This window comes from Massilia terrae (assembly GCF_024753145.1).
Taxonomy (GTDB): domain Bacteria; phylum Pseudomonadota; class Gammaproteobacteria; order Burkholderiales; family Burkholderiaceae_D; genus Telluria; species Telluria terrae.
In genome coordinates, this window is record NZ_JANUGU010000023.1 from 1 (window position 1) to 1,619 (window position 1,619).

Annotated in this window: 1 rRNA gene; it reads right to left on the bottom strand. The window is 53.8% G+C overall.

Going from position 1 to position 1,619, the window contains the following annotated elements:
* Positions 1–22 precede the first annotated feature (22 nt).
* A 16S ribosomal RNA gene (locus tag NX778_RS24505) occupies positions 23–1,553 on the bottom strand.
* Positions 1,554–1,619 lie beyond the last annotated feature (66 nt).

Here is a 1,619-nt window from a genome sequence, read left to right on the forward strand (position 1 = left end):
CTAGCTCCTGGTGCTACTCTAGAAAGGAGGTGATCCAGCCGCACCTTCCGATACGGCTACCTTGTTACGACTTCACCCCAGTCACGAATCCTACCGTGGTAAGCGCCCCCCTTGCGGTTAAGCTACCTACTTCTGGTAAAACCCGCTCCCATGGTGTGACGGGCGGTGTGTACAAGACCCGGGAACGTATTCACCGCGGCATGCTGATCCGCGATTACTAGCGATTCCAACTTCACGTAGTCGAGTTGCAGACTACGATCCGGACTACGATACACTTTCTGGGATTAGCTCCCCCTCGCGGGTTGGCGGCCCTCTGTATGTACCATTGTATGACGTGTGAAGCCCTACCCATAAGGGCCATGAGGACTTGACGTCATCCCCACCTTCCTCCGGTTTGTCACCGGCAGTCTCATTAGAGTGCCCTTTCGTAGCAACTAATGACAAGGGTTGCGCTCGTTGCGGGACTTAACCCAACATCTCACGACACGAGCTGACGACAGCCATGCAGCACCTGTGTTCAGGCTCCCTTTCGGGCACCCTCAGATCTCTCCAAGGTTCCTGACATGTCAAGGGTAGGTAAGGTTTTTCGCGTTGCATCGAATTAATCCACATCATCCACCGCTTGTGCGGGTCCCCGTCAATTCCTTTGAGTTTTAATCTTGCGACCGTACTCCCCAGGCGGTCTACTTCACGCGTTAGCTGCGTTACCAAGTTAATTAAAACCCGACAACTAGTAGACATCGTTTAGGGCGTGGACTACCAGGGTATCTAATCCTGTTTGCTCCCCACGCTTTCGTGCATGAGCGTCAGTCTTGACCCAGGGGGCTGCCTTCGCCATCGGTGTTCCTCCACATCTCTACGCATTTCACTGCTACACGTGGAATTCTACCCCCCTCTGCCAGACTCCAGCCTTGCAGTCTCCAACGCAATTCCCAGGTTAAGCCCGGGGATTTCACGTCAGACTTACAAAACCGCCTGCGCACGCTTTACGCCCAGTAATTCCGATTAACGCTTGCACCCTACGTATTACCGCGGCTGCTGGCACGTAGTTAGCCGGTGCTTATTCTTCAGGTACCGTCATTAGGAATGGATATTAGCCACTCCCGTTTCTTCCCTGACAAAAGAGCTTTACAACCCGAAGGCCTTCTTCACTCACGCGGCATTGCTGGATCAGGGTTGCCCCCATTGTCCAAAATTCCCCACTGCTGCCTCCCGTAGGAGTCTGGACCGTGTCTCAGTTCCAGTGTGGCTGGTCGTCCTCTCAGACCAGCTACTGATCGTCGCCTTGGTGAGCCTTTACCTCACCAACTAGCTAATCAGATATCGGCCGCTCCAAAAGCACAAGGTCTTGCGATCCCCTGCTTTCATCCGTAGATCGTATGCGGTATTAGCGTAACTTTCGCTACGTTATCCCCCACTTCTGGGTACGTTCCGATATATTACTCACCCGTTCGCCACTCGCCGCCAGGCCGAAGCCCGCGCTGCCGTTCGACTTGCATGTGTAAAGCATGCCGCCAGCGTTCAATCTGAGCCAGGATCAAACTCTTCAGTTCAATCTCTGTTTCGCCCTTTCGGGCAACCATCCGAAGATGGTGTCGCTCACTCAAAATACTGACCGT